Source organism: Bacteroidales bacterium (assembly GCA_013141385.1).
Lineage (GTDB): Bacteria > Bacteroidota > Bacteroidia > Bacteroidales > Tenuifilaceae > UBA8529.
In genome coordinates, this window is record JABFRB010000026.1 from 72,612 (window position 1) to 92,247 (window position 19,636).

General features: G+C 36.3%; 14 protein-coding genes. 12 read left to right on the top strand and 2 right to left on the bottom strand.

The window, feature by feature from the left end; translation table 11 throughout:
• Nucleotides 1-16 precede the first annotated feature (16 nt).
• The 3 genes from HOO91_15775 to HOO91_15785 all read left to right on the top strand — a co-directional run bounded on the left by HOO91_15775 (nt 17) and on the right by HOO91_15785 (nt 5,603).
• A complete protein-coding gene (locus HOO91_15775; GenBank protein NOU19015.1) occupies nt 17-781 on the top strand; it encodes a (Fe-S)-binding protein in 765 nt (254 codons plus the stop codon).
• A 21-nt stretch (nt 782-802) separates the two neighbouring features.
• Entirely contained in the window at nt 803-2,581 is a 1,779-nt protein-coding gene (locus HOO91_15780; protein ID NOU19016.1) for an acyl-CoA dehydrogenase, read from the top strand.
• A 523-nt stretch (nt 2,582-3,104) separates the two neighbouring features.
• Nucleotides 3,105-5,603 (top strand): TonB-dependent receptor, encoded by a 2,499-nt coding sequence (locus HOO91_15785; GenBank protein NOU19017.1) that lies wholly within the window; start codon nt 3,105-3,107, stop codon nt 5,601-5,603.
• Nucleotides 5,604-5,642: 39 nt separating this feature from the next.
• On the opposite strand, the gene HOO91_15790 is transcribed toward HOO91_15785, so the two are convergent.
• Together HOO91_15790 and HOO91_15795 are read right to left on the bottom strand one after the other, a co-directional pair.
• A complete protein-coding gene (locus HOO91_15790) occupies nt 5,643-6,470 on the bottom strand; it encodes a CHAD domain-containing protein (GenBank protein ID NOU19018.1) in 828 nt (275 codons plus the stop codon).
• A 635-nt stretch (nt 6,471-7,105) separates the two neighbouring features.
• Nucleotides 7,106-7,606: a hypothetical protein gene (locus HOO91_15795; protein NOU19019.1), complete on the bottom strand. Its 501-nt coding sequence runs from the start codon at nt 7,604-7,606 to the stop codon at nt 7,106-7,108.
• A gap of 29 nt (nt 7,607-7,635) precedes the next feature.
• Between HOO91_15795 and HOO91_15800 the strand changes: the two genes are divergently transcribed.
• The 9 genes from HOO91_15800 to HOO91_15840 all read left to right on the top strand — a co-directional run bounded on the left by HOO91_15800 (nt 7,636) and on the right by HOO91_15840 (nt 19,577).
• On the top strand, nt 7,636-7,812 hold the full coding sequence (locus tag HOO91_15800) for a hypothetical protein (GenBank protein ID NOU19020.1): 177 nt from the start codon (nt 7,636-7,638) through the stop codon (nt 7,810-7,812).
• A 994-nt stretch (nt 7,813-8,806) separates the two neighbouring features.
• Nucleotides 8,807-10,039 carry a toll/interleukin-1 receptor domain-containing protein gene (locus HOO91_15805; protein NOU19021.1) on the top strand — a complete coding sequence of 411 codons (1,233 nt, stop codon included), beginning with the start codon at nt 8,807-8,809 and terminating at the stop codon, nt 10,037-10,039.
• Between the two features lie 413 nt (nt 10,040-10,452).
• Entirely contained in the window at nt 10,453-11,673 is a 1,221-nt protein-coding gene (locus HOO91_15810; protein ID NOU19022.1) for a radical SAM protein, read from the top strand.
• Between the two features lie 1,226 nt (nt 11,674-12,899).
• The gene (locus HOO91_15815; GenBank protein NOU19023.1) at nt 12,900-14,444 is read left to right on the top strand and encodes an acyl-CoA carboxylase subunit beta; all 1,545 of its coding nucleotides are present in this window, start codon (nt 12,900-12,902) and stop codon (nt 14,442-14,444) included.
• Between the two features lie 61 nt (nt 14,445-14,505).
• Nucleotides 14,506-14,739 carry a biotin/lipoyl-binding protein gene (locus HOO91_15820; protein NOU19024.1) on the top strand — a complete coding sequence of 78 codons (234 nt, stop codon included), beginning with the start codon at nt 14,506-14,508 and terminating at the stop codon, nt 14,737-14,739.
• A 138-nt stretch (nt 14,740-14,877) separates the two neighbouring features.
• Nucleotides 14,878-15,723, top strand: coding sequence for a DUF2877 domain-containing protein (locus HOO91_15825; protein NOU19025.1), 846 nt, complete (start codon nt 14,878-14,880; stop codon nt 15,721-15,723).
• Nucleotides 15,720-17,267, top strand: a complete 1,548-nt coding sequence (fdrA, locus tag HOO91_15830) for an acyl-CoA synthetase FdrA (GenBank protein NOU19026.1) — start codon at nt 15,720-15,722, stop codon at nt 17,265-17,267. The genes HOO91_15825 and fdrA overlap by 4 nt, the downstream gene beginning before the upstream one ends.
• 38 nt (nt 17,268-17,305) lie before the next feature.
• A complete protein-coding gene (locus HOO91_15835; GenBank protein ID NOU19027.1) occupies nt 17,306-18,709 on the top strand; it encodes a DUF1116 domain-containing protein in 1,404 nt (467 codons plus the stop codon).
• 55 nt (nt 18,710-18,764) lie between these two features.
• The gene (locus tag HOO91_15840; protein ID NOU19028.1) at nt 18,765-19,577 is read left to right on the top strand and encodes a cyclase family protein; all 813 of its coding nucleotides are present in this window, start codon (nt 18,765-18,767) and stop codon (nt 19,575-19,577) included.
• Nucleotides 19,578-19,636 lie beyond the last annotated feature (59 nt).

Sequence of the window (19,636 nt, forward strand, 5' to 3'; positions counted from 1 at the left end):
AATAGAGATTCCAGTAATGGCAGACCTTTTTGGGAGGGGTGAGAAACCCGAATATCTATTCTGGGTTGGCTGTGCTGGGGCTTACGATGATAGGTATAAGAAGGTGGCCAGAGCTTTTACAAAAATACTAACACACCTAAATGTTAGCTTTGCAGTTCTTGGTAAAGAGGAGTCATGTACTGGCGATCCTGCACGTAGGGCTGGAAATGAGATGCTTTATCAGATGCAGGCTCTTCAAAATATCGAACTATTTAAGATGTATGAGGTTAAAAAGATTATTACAATTTGCCCTCATTGCTTTAATATCTTCAAAAACGAATACCCCGATTTAGGCGGAAATTGCGAGGTAATCAGCTACGTCCAGTTACTCGATAAGTTTATGGATGAAGGTAAACTAAAGTTAGATGCATCCAAACTTAAGAACAATAGAATAACCTACCATGATCCATGCTATTTAGGAAGATCAAATGATATTTACGATGAACCACGTTCAATCCTTAAATCTCTTACAACAAACTACGTTGAGATGGATAGGAATAAGAGTTTCGCTCTTTGTTGTGGTGCTGGTGGTGCTCAAATGTTTAAAGAAGCAGAAAAAGGGAACAAGGAGGTTTTCATTGAAAGAACTGAGGATGCCCTCAAAACCAACCCTAAAATAATCGCAACAGCCTGTCCTTTCTGTATGACTATGATGACTGATGGTCTGAAATACAAGAACAAAGAGGAGGAGATTAAGAATTATGATATTGCTGAGTTAATTGCAATTTCACTTGAATTATAAAAAACAAAATAACCTAAACTAATGGAAAGTACAGTTAAACTTAAGAGTGGCGAATTCTTAGTGAAAGATGTTGATGCCAATAGCATTTTTATTCCTGAAGATTTCAACGAAGAGCAAAGAATGATTGCTCAAACTTGTCGCGATTTCCTTGAAGCTGAAGTTTATCCAAATCTTGAAAAAACAGAAAAGGGTGATAGAGTTTTAATGAAAACCCTCTTACAAAAAGCAGGTGAACTAGGAATGTTAGGAGTTGCCATTCCTGAGCAGTACAATGGTTTTGGGCAAGATTTTACAACACAGATGCTCGTTGCTGAAACAACTGGTGCTGGTTATTCATTCTCTGTTGCTTACATGTGCCATTGCGGTATTGGTACTATGCCAATTATGTACTATGGTAACGAGAATCAACGCGAAAAATACGTTTCACGTCTTGCAACAGGTGAGTTAATTGGTGCATACTGTTTAACTGAGCCAGGAGCTGGTAGCGATGCTAACTCAGGTAAAACCAATGCAAAACTATCAGAAGATGGTAAACACTATATCCTTAATGGACAAAAAATGTGGATTACCAATGGTGGTTTCTGCGATACTCAAGTGGTTTTCGCAAAGATAGATACCGACCGTATTTTGAGTGCTTTTATTGTAGAAAGTAGTTGGCCTGGCGTTGTAATTGGACCAGATGAGCACAAGATGGGTATTAAAGGTTCATCAACAACTCAAATCTACTATAACGATGTAAAAGTTCCAGTTGAGAATATGATTGGTGTTCGTGGTGAAGGTTTCAGAATTGCCCTAAGTATTTTACATATGGGTCGTATGAAACTTGGTGCTAACGTGATTGGTGCTGCAAAGCAAACCATTTCAGATACAGTTAAATATTCGAATGAGCGCAAACAGTTTAATTCTCTAATTTCTACCTTCGGTTCAATTAAGCACAAGCTTGCCCAAATGGTAATTAAAGTTTACGCTCATGAGTCTGCAATATATCGTGTAAGTAAAGATGTTGATATTCTATTAGATCAGTATAAAACCGAAGGTTGCGATTATGGTCGTGCTTCAATTGACGCCATTAGCCATTATGCGGTTGAGGATGCAATTCTAAAGGTATATGGCTCTGAGATGTTGGATTATGTTGTTGATGAGGGTGTTCAGGTTCATGGTGGCATGGGGTATTCTGCTGAAATGAATGTCGACAAAGGTTACCGCGATTCACGCATCAACCGTATCTTCGAAGGAACCAACGAAATTAACCGTTTACTTGTAGTTGAAAGTGCTACCAAACGTGCTTTAAAAGGTGAATACGACCTATTTGGACCAGCCGAAGCACTATACAATAACCTTGATGCAATTAATGATAGTGCAAAAGCAGGTGAAAATTACTTTGAGCAAAAACTTCGTTATATAAAGAACTACAAGAAAGCCGTCATGTTAGCCATTTACAGTACTAACAAAACTCTTGGTAAGAAATTTATGAACGAGCAAGAGGTGGTTAACAACCTTTCGAATATGATTATGGAACTTTATATTGCTGAATCATTAGCGTTAAGAATTCAGAAGTTGGAAGGTTTAAAAGGTGCAAACTCTGTTAACAGAGATATTCTTGATGTATTTATTTACGATGCATCAAATAACATTCGCAAGAATGCTAAAGATGCAATTTACAGTAGCATCGAAGGCGAAGAGGCTGATAAATTAAATAAGGCTATCAAGACTCTTACCCATGTTGCTGGTGTAAACACCAAAGATGCTCGTCGTCGTATTGCTGATAAGCTGATTGCAGATAATATTTATAAATTCTAGAGTCTAGTTTTTTGAAATAGAAAGGCTTCCACATGGAGGCCTTTTTTTATTATCTGTGCCAATAATATCAGCACATAATTTACTAACCTTTTCAAAGTTTATGGTATAACTATTTCTAATTTCCTTTCAACTTGATTCAAACTTATCTAAAATAATTACATTGCTATTCACATGCATAATAGGAAAATCAACCCATTGAAAGCAATGTACTTACTGTAACGATAAGCAATACATTTAAAATCCACCTAAGTTTCCTTTTGTGAATATCCAATAATTTTTGATGAATCAGCACAAGTTATATTAAACCTTAGTGTCATAATAATGTTCCAAATTGGTCTTTAATCAAAAAATAAAACAATCAATGAAACACCCATGTTAGGTCGCTAGCACAAACACGAATGAACCGAGTTTACGAGTTCGACGAAGTCAATAAAGTATGGGTGTTCCATCACTGTAAATAATTATCGTTTTTAAAAAATATTGGGAAACAACCAATTACATACTTAACATAAATTTTATTCGGATGAAAAGAATTTTATTTACAACCGCATCAATCACTCTGTTATTATGCTCTATTTACGCTACAGCGCAACAACATGATGGTCAACAGAGAATGCAGCAAGGGAGCGGTAGAATGTCAATGGATAGTGGATTTGGCACATTTAAGGGTTCTGTTATAGATGAAACAACAAACTTACCTGTTGAATACGCAAATGTTATTCTGTATAAAATGCGCGATTCATCCATGGTTACTGGTGGGGTAACAGATATGAAGGGAAATTTTTCGATTGACAAAGTGCCTTTTGGAAGATATTACGTTGATTTCAAGTTTATTGGATATAAAAACAATCGAATGAATAATGTAATGATAAGCCCCAAGCAACCAGAAGTAACAATTGAAGCAGTTAAACTTAAACCTGCGTCACAAAATATGGAGGGTATAGTGGTAACTGGTCAAAAATCGATGCTTCAAACTAATCTGGATAAAAAGGTAATAAACGTTGATAGAACTATAAATGCCGAAGGAGGGACTGCACTAGACATTATGAGGAATATTCCATCGGTTGAGGTTGACGTTCAAGGGAATGTTAGTCTAAGAGGCAGTACTAATTTAACCATTCTTGTAGATGGCAAACCCTCCCAAATTGTAAGTCTCGATGAGTTACCTGCAAGCATTATACAAAGTGTTGAAGTTATTACCAACCCTTCTGTACGATATGACCCTGATGGGATGTCGGGGATATTGAATATTGTATTAAAGAAGAAGAAAACTCCAGGATATCATGGTATGGTTAATTTAAATGCCGGTACTGGCAATAAATATTCTGGAACAGTAAATATGAATGTTCGTAAAGGCAAATTAAACTTTTTTGGAAATTTTGATTATCGCCATTTTTACTCAACTGGTAGCGGTTTTAGCGACAGGACAACAATTGCTGGAAACCAGACCGAAAATCAAAACGATAACAGAAATGGCTTATCAAACAATTTTAGAGGAGGCATTGATTACTTTATCAACAACAAGAACACATTATCCCTTGCGGGTTCTTTAAGCGATAGAAACTTTAATGGAGATGAAAATGCTATTACCCTCTTTAATAACCTACCTCTATTAGATCAAAGCACGAAAGAGATGAATAAAATGAACGGCAAAGAACTTACTTTGAACTATAAGAAAACATTTGATACTCAGGGTAGAGAGTTCACCACAGATATTCAATATTCAGCATATGAAAGGAATTCAGATCAAAATATGTTTCGTGAAGGTACTTTAAAGCAAGACAAGTCTAATACCGATGGAAATAATAAATCCTTAACATTTCAATCCGACTTTGTAACTCCAATAGGAAATGGCGGAAGAATTGAAACCGGGATAAAAGGAATAATAAGAAACCAAAGAGCAGACTATTTATACTTAAACCTTATAACACCACCAACAGTTTGGGCTGATACATCAAATCTTTCAAATCTCTTCATCTTGAAAGATCAAGTATATGCAGGATATGCTATTTACTCAAATACAATTGGCCCGATTAGTTATCAAGGAGGTATTAGAATTGAGGATCAGCTAAAGACAATAGAACAAGAGACTCAAAATAAAAAAATAAACGTTTCTTTGTTTAATTACTTTCCAAGCGCCCATTTAAAGTGGGATATTAATAAAAAAAATGCCGTTCAGGTTTCATATAGTAAAAGGGTAAATAGACCATCTGGGAGGGTTTTAAATCCATTTGTAGATCAAGAAAATATCTATAATATTAGCTATGGTAATCCATACTTAAAACCCGAATATACGAGTTCATACGAGTTAGGACATTCGTTAACCCTTGAGAAATCGAGCATTAATACAACCTTATTCTACCGTCGCACTGTTGATAAAATAACGCAAATAGTAGATATTGTTTCTGGTCCAACCGAAGGAACTGATACTACAAAATCAACCTATACAAATTTATCTAGTGGATCAATGCTTGGGGTTGAAATAGTTGCATCAAAAACATTTACGAGCTGGTTTAGGGCTAATGGAAGTTTCAGTTTCTTTAAAGCTAAACTCGATGGCTATGATTATAATACTATTTCCCAAAGTGCAAGCGAGAGTAATAGCTGGACCGCTAAGATTAATTCATCATTCACCTTATCGAAAAACCTTGAATTACAAATTAACGGAAACTACAGGAGTCCTGTTATTACAGGCGTAAGTGGTGGTGGAAACCATGGACCTGGCGGTGGCGGAGATGGAGGTCAAGGTAAATCTAAAGAAATTTACTGGGTCGATCTGGGCTTACGTTATAGTATTCTTAAAAATAAGGGAACCATAACTGTAAGGGTAAGCGATGTTTTCAACTCAAGAAAGTCCAGATCAACAACTTATGGCACTACCGAATCTGGCGATCCCTACTCAATATATCAAATGGAGAGACATGAAAGTCAGATTGTTTTCGTTGGTTTTTCGTACCGGATAAACGATTACAAGCAACGCCGTGATATTAAAATTGATGATTCAAACGATATGGATAACTAGGTTTAGATTTGATTTTAGGGCTGATGAGAAGGGGGAGTTTTATATATCTCCCCTTTTTGTTTTTTTTGGTTTGATTCCTCTCAATTTCTTTAAATCCTCAACGATTTCCTGATGAATTAACCCTTTATCAGATTCAACAATTTGTAATAAATTGATGGCTCGTCCACAACAATCGTCAATTTCATTGATTAAACTCAAAAACACAAAGAGATCGTGCCAATTGCCAAGTTTTTTGTGAATACTGTTAAGAAGTACTGAAAATGTTGAATTGTATTTCGTTTTCACCTTAGCCTTTTTCATTATTGAAAGATTAAATGTCAACTCTTTAAGAAGAATTCGAATACGGTGAAGCACATCCTCATCAGTGCTATCACTGATTAACTCAATAACCTGATTGAAACCCTGCTCCACTTTTCGTTGAAATTTTTCTTCTAGATTTTCATTATCAAGGCATTCAATTGTTTCATCAAATCGTTGATTCAGAAGTGTGATATCAAAAGGATTTAATTTTCGGATCTTTTTTTTAAGATTACTATTTATCTTCTTCTTCCTCTTATTTATATTGTCTATAATATCATCAACCTCCTCTCCTACCCTTTCTCTGTAAAACTCTAAAAGAGACACCTGAACCTGAGCATCACGGAGGTAACCCAAACGGGCAAAAAGTGAATTTACCTTTTTCATAATAAGGATATAGTTTGAAGAATTATCCCTATAATCTAGAGCATCTAGCAAAGCCCTTATTTTCTTGATATTAAGGCGTATATTATGCACTAATTCCATTGAGCAATCCTCGCTTAAATTTATGAGGTTGCTCCTCAAAGAATTAAATGAACTATCACTATACCCTATTAATAATGCTTGCATGCCAGTAAGTTAATAAATAAATTAAGATTAGACATTATATAGATTAAGTTGTTTTGAGTTTGACGAGAGTTCATAACTTTTTAAAAAGTTCGAAAAATTTACCCCCTGCCTCCTAAAAATAGGGGGTAAAACAGATTCCCTTATAAACATTGATTTCTTTCAACCCATTCCTAAAAAACAACCCCATTTCCAAAACTCAATTAGCCCTCCTTCTTAAGGAGGGTTGGGAGGTTTATTAAAATTTTCGTAAATAACCATTCAAAATATATCGCATTTTGCGATAGCTATAAGTACACTTTGCGTTTAAGTTCTTTCCAACTTTCTGGACACCTTCTTGGGAGGTTATTCTTTTAATTTACCCCCTTCCCCCTAAAATAGGGGGTAAAACAGATTCTCGCATACTCTTTAACTTCCTTCTAAAAACAACCCCAACTCCAAAACTCAATTAGCCCTCCTTCTTAAGGAGAGTTGGGAGGTTTATTAATAATTTCTTGAATAACCCTTCAAAATATATCGCATTTTGCGATAGCTATAAACACCCCACAGAACCATAACTGCAACAAAACTCTAACATATAAACAGCAAAAAGCGAAGCTTTACGGCTTCGCTCAAACAAAATAGGAACAGGATAACCCCTAATTAACCGTTTCCTGCTCGCTAGCCACCTCATGGGATGTGGAGCTCTTCTTCGGACTCTCAGAGCGGGTATCAGCAGCTTTCACCGTAGCCAGCGAACGGACAATTAGCTCGCTAAGCACCGTTTCAAGATCCGTAAGATCACGAGTAGGTGCGGATGAGTTGAGCAGCGAGATAAACGTGAAAAGCGATTTTAATGAGTTTGTTAATGAGGGGCGTACATCCCATATTGTAAGCTCGTTGGTTGGGGCACTCTTTACGTTCTGGTGGGAGGTTTCCTCAAATACCTTCTGATCGGCTTCCAGCTCGGCAAGAAACTCCTCGGCGTTTAGGAATGTGATTTCGGTAGCGCATTTGCCCCGCAGCTCGGAGGTGATATTATTTATTGCTGCCGATTCTGCCTTATAGCCCATTGCGGCAGCACTCCATCCATGGCGGCGGATTACCTCAAGTATTTTTGATGATGCGTACGACCACCCTTCCTTGGTTCGGTGGCTCATTGCCTCCGTGTAGGTACGTAGCACCAAAAATGAGGCATCGCGAAGGGCATCCTTCTCGGCCAGCAGCTGGGTGTAGGGGTTCTTCCTGGCCCGCTCAAGGGCATTCTGGTAAAGGGAAAGCTGCTGGTTGGCCTTATCCAGAAAGGGAACCAACGTTGGAATTTTTGATCGTTTCTCCTCCACAATGGTTAATGCTCCCTTGGTAAAGGTAAAAAGCTCATCGCTTGGGAAAAGTGAAAAGTTTACGGTACTAATCATAGCTGTAAATTTTTGGTTAAACATTGTATTTACTGTTGCCAGTAAAACGTGATTTAATGATATAATTGTATTTTAAAGGTGAATATTTTTGCGGGGATATTTCCGTGCCCTTCCGCTACTGGTAGGTTGTTCCCCGCGGTCTGGCACAGACCAAAAGTTATGCCAATAATAGAAAGGTATGCTATTCGGGATTGTTTAGATGCTACCTATGGGAGATTTAATCCCTTCCAAACCGTGCGGGAGGAACTTTTTCCCCACCAGATGATTCCCAAACGGTTTTGATACACCTTGGTGAGATTTAACCTCTTCCCAAACCGTTTGGACGGAGTCTTTTTTTCACCAGCTAGCTCCCAAACGGTTTAGAAGGACTTCCAGAAGAATTAACCCCCTCCCAAACCGTTTGGATGGAGTCCTATTTCCACCAGTTCGTTCCCAAACGAATGGGAAATTATCCCACTCAGCTTATGAAAAATAAAAAAATAAAAGAATAGCTAAATTTAGCTTACGGGTAATTCATCAACGGTAAAAAAGAGCTCTGGGGTTTACATCAAGGAAAAATCAACTCCCAAACCCTTTAAACAACCTCCCAACCCTCCTTAAAAGGAGGGCTAATAGAGTATTGTAAATGGGTTTGTTTTTAGAAGGAAAGTTAAGGAGTATGCGAAAATCTGTTTTACCCCCTTTTTTCAAGGGGGCAGGGGGTAAAATTCAAGTTTTATTTTGCCAAATGAAATGGTGGACAACCTTACCAACATAAATTATAGAATAAACAAGAGGGATATTCTATAATTCTACTGCGGTATAAACCCATGATTAGCAATTTTTGCTAACTTTGAGATAAAACACACCAAAAGGTGTGTTTTAACATCCATATCTAGGTGTATAAACACACCTTTGGTGTGGATGTAAACGAGTTAGCAGCCACTATAAAAACACGCAACAATGACAGATATTGGTGAAATTGATAAAGTAATTACAGTGTTCATATCCTACTCTTGGGATAATGAAGAACACAAAGTTTGGGTTCTTCATTTAGCCGATATGCTTACTGACAACAGAATTCATGTATTTCTTGATCGTTATGATTTGAAAGCTGGTAAATCGATGACTCACTTTATGGAAAAGTCAGTAAACCAAGCGGACAAAGTTTTGCTAATTATGACTCCCAACTATAAAGATAAAGCAGATAATAGACTTGGAGGTGTCGGTTATGAGTATTCAATGATTACTCAGGAGTTCTATGAAAAGCAGGAAAATGACAAGTTTATTCCAATTCGCCGAAATGGAAAATTTGATGAATGTGCACCTAAATTTTTAAAGTCATTTATTTCACACGATATGACAAAAGATTTAACATTTGACAATGACTTTGAAGCACTTTTAAGAATTATTTATGACGAGCCAGAAATAAAGAGACCACCTTTGGGTAAGAAACCTTCTTTTATCTCAAAATCTTCGATCAAAACTTCAATATCTCTTATTGATGATAGTGCTAATTTGGTGAAGTGCAATATGAAAACTTTTGCAAAATGGACAATTGATTTTCAGTTAACATCATTAATTGATCAAAATAAATCTAGTCTTTTTAGGCAAATCAGTTCTAATATCATAATTAATAAAGAGAAAGGTACTTTACCCTACATTTTACATAATAATAACAAAGTAAGTCACCAACCTCATATTATTTATGAGATACCTCTTCATAACTATGATGCTTATAATCACTTAATGCATGAAAAATTGAGTATTGAAGATGGATTAGTTCATTATGAGTTTTCAGAATACGGAGACCAAGACATTTGGCTTTTATTTATTTTACAACCATTCTCTACAATTTTTTATTTAATATTGATTTTAAATTTAGTTCACAAGCAATTAAGTCGAGCTATTGATTTCTCAATCGATATTAGTTTTATTTCTGACAGGGAATCACTTTTATATAAAAACTATTCACCATTCGAATATTCTAGTATTTATTCATTACAGTCGATGAGTATTCCTGATAATAAGGCAAAAATATCGTTAGAATTTTCTGAGATTACAAAAGATTCAGTTTTCAAAGCGATGGAAAAGCTACATTCGATATTTTGCGCGAAAAATCAAAAATCCCAACACCCTTATATATCCTTGGATAGACAACATTTTGATAAGATGACAGATGAATTTTTTAAATAAATAGCGGCTGCTAACAGCTGCTAAAATCCAGCGGGGCTGAGGCGTAGATAAGTTTTTAATTAGTTTTTAAATTATAGTTTTAACGAGGGACAAGATTGCTGCTTCGAACTCCCCGCCGTTTTTTAGCAGCAAACGTTGGCATTCATTGTAAGAAACTAAGAAATATAGTCCATATTTGAAATAAAAAAATGCACATTGCGCCTTTAATTAGATTATGTATATGTTTTTAAAAACAAAAATACATAAGCCTATCTTGCTCTTGGCAGAATTCTTAATGTTCCGTTATATTTTTTCTGAGCAATAAGGCTTCCAGCTCAGTTATTCATACACTTAGTTTTTTTATCAAAAGGCATATTCTAGTATGCCAAATATTCATCATTTAACATTATTTAATGGAAGCTAAATATAAATGGATGAATTCATTACTGACGAATAATAAAAATGAATTCCGTGAATATCCCGAAATAAAATGGTTAAACCCATATCTGGTAGACGATTACAATGACCAAAGAACGCGTCATTTAGAAAAACTGATAGCCCCTTCTCTATTTAAGGGGACTAAACCGTACCTTAATCACATTTCCAAAGGTTGTCAAATATGTGGTTCAGGTAAATGGAGTTGCTTATTTATTACAAACAAATGTAATGCAAACTGTTTTTATTGTCCTGCCCCTCAAAAATATGATGAGCTGCCATCAACTCAAGGCTTAGATTTTAATAACCCGTACGATTATGCGCAATACATCAATTATTTCGGGTTTAAAGGAGTGAGCTTTAGTGGTGGAGAACCGCTTTTATATTTTGACCGAACACTTGAATATCTAAAAGTATTACGGCAAAAATGTAATTCAAACTTATATATATGGATGTATACCAATGGAATACTGGCAGATAAATCAAAACTATTAGCCCTTGCTAATGAAAACCTGAACGAAATTCGCTTTGATATTGGCGCCACAGGTTTCAACCTCGATAAAGTAAAAATGGCCAAGGGCATTATCCCGGTTATTACTATCGAAATACCTTCAATACCAGAAGAAAAGGAAAAGATAATTGCTATGTTGCCTCAGATGATTGAAGTTGGTGTAACGAACCTTAACTTACATCATTTAAGGTTAACCCAACACAATGTGAGCAAACTGATTATAAGAAATTATATCATTATAAGTGCCGAGCGTCCTCTTGTTTTAGAATCGGAAATGGCTGCACTGGAAATTATAAATGAGGCTCAAAAATTAGACCTTGAGATTGGTATCAACTATTGTTCTTTTCATTACAAAAACCGCTTTCAAAAGGTCGGGTATCGACGTATGCTTATTAAAAAGATATTACCTGATGCTGATATCACTGAAAATGGATATATACGTGAATATAAGGGAGATTCAATAGCGTATAAGAGCATAAAACTTTATAGTAAGATATCCGATACACCAATTAATATGACCATTGACATAAATGGGACAAGTTATGCTTATAAGGTATTAACCTCGTTTACTGAAAATAATCTTGCAGTTGCTTGTCAAAAGCAAACTGATGAACTAATAGTAAATGAACCTGAAAGCCCACCAATAGATTTACTTTTATTCAAAATTTGGCAATTTGAATATATTGAAAGTGACTTACGAGAGTATTAACTCTTTAATCCATAACAAAGGAAGTTCACTTTTTATAATACTTAGTAATAATATATATTTGTTAGCTGTGTTTGGATAATGAAGTATATAACAAACTAATTTGATTAAGAATAAACAACGGAATGCCAGTAACGTGTATAATTCATAAGAGTTTCAGAGGTTTGCGAGTGGTATCACCCACATCAACTTTGGGATAGGTTTGAAATCCGCAATCCATTACGAAATCATACAATAAACGTTAGGCACAAACATATTTTTCATCAAACAAGCATTATAAAATGAAACGAAATAATTATCAGAAACACAATACCTCACAGACAAATTTCGGGAATTAGTGATAGTTGACATCAATCTTAAAACAAAAGAGCGAAAACCTGAAATCATAATTAGAGGAAATGACGTGATACTATCGGCTGAAATGAAAGATTTAATGAGGTAATAAAATGCCAGTGCCTAACACGTGGTTAAAAATATTGGGGTTGATGCGCAGATAAGCAGGTTTTTAGCACCTTAGTAAAAGTTTAACGTGGAACAGATGTTCGGCTTTTAATTCCGCTGCTGCTCTTGATAAAAGTTCCAAACTTTTTAAAAAATTCGGAACTCTGGGGTTTATTTAGAGCTTAAGAACCACACAACTCTTCTTTTAAGAATAATTTAAAAAACAACCAAAATCTGTTAAAACCCCTTATTTAAGGAATTTGGGGTTGTTTAAAGAGTTTGGGGTAATTTTAAATTAGAAAAAACAATATATCGCATTTTGCGATAGTTGTAAATACCCTACAAAATCTGTGATAAGCGTCCGAACTTGTTTAAAAGTTCGGAACTCTTATCAAACTCAAAACGGCTTAATCTATATAGCGTCTATTTTATACTTTTATTAAATCAATGAATCTTATTTACAACTATTTAACTCTATTTTATCTAAAAAATTTATTCTCAGTAAATTCAACTACTTTACTCTTATTTACCTATCGCAAATTGTGATAAATAAAACATAGGAAAAGGAGCGTGTTATGTTGCTTTTATCCGTAAACTCATTAGGTCATTAATTATAGTTTAATCACAACTCCTTTATATAATTTATTGATATTCCGCACTATATCATTACATATCGTAAATAAAGAGATATATTCTTCCGTATTTAACTTAGTTTTTGTAATGTTGTAATCGAATTTACCGTTGTTATCTCTTTTCGGTAAGCTTATTATTAACTAACAAAGAATAATATGCCTTTAAAAAGCAAGATTGAAGAATTACAAAAACGCAAAGAGGAAGTTTTACAGGGCGGAGGAGAACAAGCCATTGCAAAGCAAGCAGCAATGGGCAAGCTCACCGCAAGGGAGCGAGTTATAGCCCTGTTAGATGAAGACTCATTTCATGAGTACGATCTCTTTGTTGAGCATGAGGCACGTGATTTCGGTATGGATGGCAAAATACTTCATGGTGATGGGGTTATAATCGGAACCGGAACAATTTATAGTGCTCCAGTAGCAGTATTTGCTCAAGATTTTACCGTTGCTGGTGGTTCCTTGGGTTTGATGCATGCTCGAAAAATCACTAAAATTATGGATTACGCTTTGAGAATGCGAATCCCATTGATCGGTATTAACGATTCAGGGGGCGCTCGTATTCAAGAGGGTGTTAATTCATTGGCTGGTTACGGCGAAATTTTTTGGAGAAATACCCTTTCAAGTGGTATTATTCCTCAAATTTCGGTTATACTAGGGCCTTGCGCTGGTGGAGCGGTTTATTCACCAGCATTAACCGATTTTGTTTTTGTTGTAGATAAAATCTCTAAGATGTTTATTACTGGACCAGAGGTTATTAAGTCCGTACTTGGAGAAGAAATATCTCAGGATGATCTTGGCGGTGCTAGGGTTCATGCTGAAATAACTGGTAACGCCCACTTCTATGCAGAAAGCGAAATCGAATGTTTCGAGCAGATTAAGAAACTTATAACTTTTATTCCTTGGAACAACTCGCGTAAAGCTCGTAAATTTGAACCAAAAGAGCCTAAACCAGAATATAATATCGAAAAGATTGTTCCAAACGATCCTAAGCAACCATATGACGTTCGTGACGTTATTAAAGCGCTAGCCGATGATTCTGATTTCTTCGAAATTCACGAGAAATGGGCTGCAAATATCGTAATTGGTTTTGGTCGTCTAAATGGCGAAACAGTGGGTTTCGTTGCTAATCAGCCACTTGTAATGGCAGGTGTACTAGATGTTGACAGTTCCGATAAAGCTGCTCGTTTTATTCGTTACTGCGATGCATTTAACATCCCTCTTTGTACATTAGTTGACCTTCCTGGTTACCTTCCAGGTATCGATCAGGAACATGCTGGTGTAATTCGTCACGGAGCAAAATTACTTTACGCATATAGCGAGGCTTCTGTTCCAAAACTGACCGTGATTCTTCGTAAAGCTTATGGTGGTGGTTACATCGCTATGAGTTCACGTCACCTTCGTGCTGATTTTGTATTTGCATGGCCAGGTGCTGAGATTGCTGTTATGGGACCAGAAGGTGCTGCGAATATCATTTTCCGCAAGGAAATCACCGAGGCAAAAGATCCCGAAAAGATGCGTCTACAAAAGGTAGAAGAGTATAAGGAGAAATTTGCAAATCCTTATGTTGCTGCCGCTAGAGGTTATATTGACTCAGTAATTGAGCCAAAGGAAACCCGCAAATTGCTTCTTCATGGTTTAGAGGTTTCAAGCACTAAAGTTGCTGACCGTCCAACTAAAAAGCATGGAATTCCTCCATTCTAGAATTGAATGGATGGTTAAATGTAAAGTGAAAAACAAATGAATCTTCTAAATCAATTTGTATATGGCATTAAGTAGACTCGATAATAAACAATTAACTGCCTTTATTCCTGGAACAATCATCGACGTAAAAGTTAAGGTTGGTCAACAGGTAAAGCAAGGTGAAATTCTAGTGATTTTAGATGCAATGAAAATGCACAACAGAATTTTATCTCCTATAAATACTACTGTAAAAGAGGTTAATGTTAAACCCGGCGATAGAGTAGTTAAGGGGTTTGTAATGGTAGTTTTAGATTAACAATCTAATGAACAAGGATAAAAATGGGAGGTAAAGATCCCATTTTATCATAATAAGTTTTGATAGAAAAGCTGCCAATGGCAGCTTTTCTAATTAAACAAGTTTGATTTTGCTGTATGTAGTTTGAACTATTTTCATATGAACAATAGTGAATCGATCTATTTACCTTGTGCTGGAAAATCTCTTCCACTTGGAGATTTTAAAGTACATTCCAGGTTTACCAGGGTCGTCAATTTTGTAAACGAGGCGAATGAAATTGCTTTCATCACATCAGAAATCAGTTTACTTGCCGCTCATGGAATTTTTCTCCCAGAACAAAGTTTAAAGTTTATCATAAACTTAACCATTACTCCTCCAGAGATAATTATTAATGACCGAAGGATTAATCGATCCTCGATAAATAAATACGATTCAAGCCTGAATTTTGAAAATATTGATGGGGTAAAGTTTGAAGAAAATCTACTTCAATTACCAATACTTTTTTCACAAGAATTCCCGGAAAAAAGTTTACTTTTTCTACTAAATTCTCAATATGAAGCAAATTTTACTTCTGGATTTGATCGTGCCTTTATGATTAATGCTTTAAGAAGCAAAGAACTTATACTTTCCGGAGAATTAATAAAAGGAGTTGAAGCTATTAAAGGAACTGGGTATGGTTTAACTCCTTCGGGCGATGATTTTATTGCCGGACTGCTATTAGGAATGCATTACAATGAATTCAAATACAGAAAGAATCTTTATAAAGCAAAAAACGACATCTATCAGGCTGTTGCAGGTCAGAATCTACTTACATCTTCGTTTTTGTTTCAAGCAAAAGAGGCAAATTATTTCCGAATTTTAAAAAATTTTCTATTTTTGCTATTTGACGCAGAAATTTCTACTACTAAAGATGAGCTCGTTCAGTTGTTTTCACTAGGAGCTACTTCGGGAGCAGATTTACTCACTGGGTATATTTTTTCAATTAAATATAAAATTGCTATATGATTGTTAAGGGTATTTTGAAAAAGGGAGCTTATTACGATTCTGTTTCCCTGATGATTGTATCAAAGGAACTCAATCAACTGGAAGGTATTAAGGATTCCTCAGTAGTAATGGGCACACAGGAGAATAGAGCAATTCTAAATGCAGCTGGGTTAATGGTTTCTGATTTTGATAAATCGAATGATACCGATTTACTTATCAGCATAAAAGCTATTTCGGAAGAAGCTATTTCTAAAGCTTTTGCAAAAGTTGATCAATTGCTGAAAGATATTCGCAACAAACACGATGAAACTGGAGATGTTAAGGCACATAGTTTAGAACAAGCCGTGAAACAATTATCTGGAGCAAACCTTTCCTTAATCTCAATAGCAGGAAAATATGCAGCACGTGAAGCAATGAAAGCCTTACAGCAAGGACTTCATGTAATGCTTTTCTCAGATAATGTAAGTATCAGCGAGGAAATTGAGCTAAAGCAATTTGCACGAAATAAGGGTTTGATGGTTATGGGACCTGATTGTGGTACAGCTATTATTAACGGAATACCGCTTGCATTTGCAAATGTAGTTCAGAAAGGAAACATTGGGATTGTAGCAGCATCAGGAACAGGCTTGCAGGAAGTTAGTTCGCTGATTTCAAATGAGGGGGCAGGTATTTCGCAGGCTATAGGTACTGGTGGACGTGATGTTAAAAAGGAGGTTGGTGGCATTATGTTTATTGAAGCCATGAAGGCTCTTGCTCAAGATGAAGAAACCAAAATTATAGTACTGATTAGCAAGCCACCCCACGAAGAAGTACTTCAGAAAATTTCCGATGAAATCAAAAAAATTAAAAAACCAGTAATCGCGATTCTAATTGGAGGAAATCCAAAGCCTTTAAGGAATGCTGGGGCAATTCCTGCCCATAATTTGGAAGAGGCGGCAATTTACGCAGCCAGTTTGTCCAAAGGCATAGAAGTTGAAAAAGCTTTGAATAAAATAGAACTTCGTGATGTAGAAATACTTGCTCAAAGTGAAAAGTTGGCTAAAAATTGTTCGGGCAAATACATCCGAGGGTTATTCAGCGGTGGAACATTGTGTGATGAAACTCAACTGATTCTGAAAGACACTATTGGCTACGTTCATAGCAACGCTCCTTTAAATCCAGATTATCAGCTAAAAAATCTTTGGAAAAGCGAGGGGAATACTATACTTGACATGGGTGAAGATGAGTTTACATCTGGTCGTCCACATCCTATGATTGATTTTTCATTGCGAAATAAAAGGATAATTGAGGAAGCCGAGAATAAAGAGGTTGCTATTATTTTATTGGATGTAGTTCTAGGTTATGGATCTCATCTTGATCCTGCTTCTGAATTAGTTCCAGTAATTCGTAAGGCTTTAGAAATATCGCCTAAACTATTATTTATATGTTCGGTTACTGGCACCAATCAGGATCCTCAGAATAGGAATGAGGTAATTCACAAACTGGAAAAGGCTGGGGCATTAGTAATGCCTTCGAATGTTGCTGCTAGCAAACTTGTTGGCGCAATAGCAAAACTAATTCGCTGATATTATACCTAAGATTAACAGTACTTAAAGACAAAAATATGGCCATTAATGATTTATTTAATCAACCATTAAAAGTAATTAACACTGGATTGGCATCATTCAAAACCAATCTAGAAAAGGTTGGTACTGAAGTAGTTCAAGTTAGTTGGAAACCCCCTGTAGATGTTGATAAAAACTCTTCAAGAATTATTGATGCTAATCAAAGTAAGATAGATAAGGCGAACCAAGAGGCTCTCAATATCATTTTAAACGGAAAGCCCGTTTTAGTTGGTTTAGATATTGCCCTAAATGTTATACCCGGGATGAAGAAGAACCTAATCCTCCATTCAGGGCCTCCTATTACTTGGGATCGCATGTGTGGACCAACTCGTGGAGCAATAATGGGTGCTTTAATTTATGAGGGAATGGCTGCAAATCCCGAAGAGGCTGAAAAACTTGCATCATCGGGCAAAATTGAGTACGCACCATGTCATGAACATGCTTCTGTGGGTCCAATGGCTGGAATTATTTCATCTTCCATGCCGGTATTCATTATTAAAAACGAAACCTATGGAAATATTGCATATTGCACTTTGAACGAAGGTTTAGGTAAAGTTTTACGCTATGGTGCTTTTGGTTCAGAGGTAATTGAAAAACTAAAATGGATGGAAACCATTATGTACCCCATCCTCAAAGCAGCAGTAGCAAAGTTGGGAAGAGTTGATTTGAAAAATATTATTGCACAGGCACTTCACATGGGAGATGAGGTACACAATCGTAATCGAGCTGGGACTTCATTGCTTTATCGCACTATGGCACCTGCAATTGTGGAAACCAGTGAAATAAAAGAGGATACAATTAAGGTTTTGAATTTTATTAATGGAAATGACCATTTCTTCTTGAATCTTTCCATGCCAGCATCTAAAGCCTGTTTAGATGCTGCTCGTAATATCCCATTCAGTAGCGTAGCCGTGGTAATGGCAAGGAACGGAACTGATTTTGGTATTCAACTTGCAGGTACAGGCGATCAGTGGTTTACTGGCCCAGCCTTAGTACCCGACGCCTTATTTTTTCCGGGATATACAAAAGATGATGCAAATCCTGATATTGGAGACAGCGCCATCACTGAAACTGGAGGTTTGGGTGGATTTGCCATTGCATCTGCTCCAGCAATCGTTCAGTTCGTAGGTGGAACAGCCAAAGATGCTGTGCAATACACCTTAGATATGTATGAAATTACAGCAGGAGAAAATAACGTTTACCAAATCCCCTATCTTAACTTCAGAGGGACTCCCACTGGTATAGATGTAAGAAAGGTGATAGAAAAAAATATCACCCCATTTATCGATACTGGGGTTGCACATAAAAATCCCGGCGTTGGTCAGGTTGGTGCAGGAGTACTCAGTGCGCCTATGGAACCCTTTAAAAAGGCCTACGAAGGATTAGCAAAGCAATTTGAGTAGGTAATCCTAAAAACTTAAAACATAAACATCTAATAAATAATTAAAACTAATAGATATGAAACCAGAAGACGTTTTCAAATTCATGGGTGAAGTGAAAATTCACGACTTGACTCAACGCTTAAGTATACACACCCCACCATGGCCTAGCTATATGCCTTTGCAAATTCAATATTTTAAAAGGATAGCAGGTGCTCACATGGGGCAAGGTGCTAATGGACAAATTATCAAAACCAGTAACCATGTTGGAACTCATATCGATGGCGAAATCCATTTTCATTCTAGTGGACGCACCATTGGTGATACACCCCTTGATTTCTGGTATGGACCTGGTGTAGTTGTTGATATATCCGATGAAGTTTCTGATTATAGTTTGTATTCTCCAGAAATGTTGATGAAAAAAGCGGAGATAAAAGAAGGAGATATCCTAATTATAAATACAGGCTACAACCGTTATGCATGGGATCAACCAGAATCAGATGAAGTACGGTATTTTGTAAAACACCCAGGCCCAAGTCCCGAATTTCATCAGTGGGCATTGGACATGAAAATTAAATGGATTGGAGTTGATTGCGGTAGCGCAGACCATCCAATGAATACCATTATTCGCGACTGGCACCCAAAACGTTTTAAAGAAGCTGAAGAGAAACTGATTGCAGATTATGGAAAATCATGGGATCAGATGTTTCCTCCAGACGTTTACTATCAGGTAATGCACCTTAAATTATTCCCAAAAGGATTGGTTCATGCTGAAAATCTTGGAGGCGATATCAATAAAGTAAATAACAAACGAGTTTGGATAGGACTTTTCCCACTTCGTGGCATTGAGCTAGAATCATCGATGTGCCGTGTAATAGCGATGGAAGGATAATAGTGTTTTTGCAACTCTGTACTCCATTTTGGAATACAGAGTTATTAAATTTTATATTT